General features: G+C 37.0%; 1 protein-coding gene. It reads left to right on the top strand.

Annotated features, from left to right (window positions below; all coding sequences use genetic code 11):
• Nucleotides 1-852: IS3 family transposase (locus AKG34_RS25820; protein WP_236695058.1), on the top strand; the 852-nt coding region annotated here is incomplete at its 5' end.
• Nucleotides 853-894: the final 42 nt, after the last annotated feature.

Below are 894 nucleotides of genomic sequence, written 5' to 3' on the forward strand. Positions count from 1 at the left end.
GAGGTAATTAGGGAAATGTCCAAGGAACACTACCCTATTCAATTATTATGCGAAATTGCACATGTATCAAGAAGTGGATACTACAAATGGTTAAAACGTAAAATATCCCCTTCTGAAAAGCAACTGGAGGATGAAGAGATTCAGAAAAAAATTATAGGATGCTACAATAAACTCAAAGGAATCTATGGGTATCGAAGAGTAAAGGTATGGCTGGATAAAACCTACGGTTTAAACCTGAACCACAAGCGTGTCCAGCGTCTTATGCGGGAGCTAGGGTTAAAGTCCCTGATTCGGAAGAGGAAACCTTATTACGGGAAGAAAGAAGCATATGTCATTTCTAAAAACCTTCTTAATAGGGATTTTCATGCATCCGGACCTAATGAGAAATGGGTAACTGACATTACATATTTGATTTTTAATGGACAGAGACTTTACCTATCCGCCATAAAAGACCTCTATAACAATGAAATCGTTTCTTATCAAGTCAGCCGGAGAAACGACTTAAAACTTGTAATAGATACAATAAAAAAAGCAAAGAAAAAACGGAATGTTAAAGGAATTCTTCTGCATAGCGACCAGGGGTACCAATATACTTCCCACCAATATAATAACCTATTGAAAAAATATAAGATGCAATCCAGTATGTCAAGAAAGGGAAACTGCTGGGATAACGCTTGTATGGAGAATTTCTTCAGCCACTTTAAATCGGAGTGTTTCTATATGAACTCCTTCCGAACCTCTGAAGAGGTTAGAGGTGCTGTAAGTATGTATATTCGATTCTATAACCATCATCGCTTCCAGAAAAAATTAAACAACCTGAGTCCATATCAATATAGAACTCAGGCTGCTTAATTGGTCTTTTTTATTTCTGTCTATTTGACAGGGGTCACTCCA

Origin of the sequence: Peribacillus butanolivorans (assembly GCF_001273755.1) — a bacterium.
GTDB classification, from domain to species: domain Bacteria; phylum Bacillota; class Bacilli; order Bacillales; family DSM-1321; genus Peribacillus; species Peribacillus butanolivorans.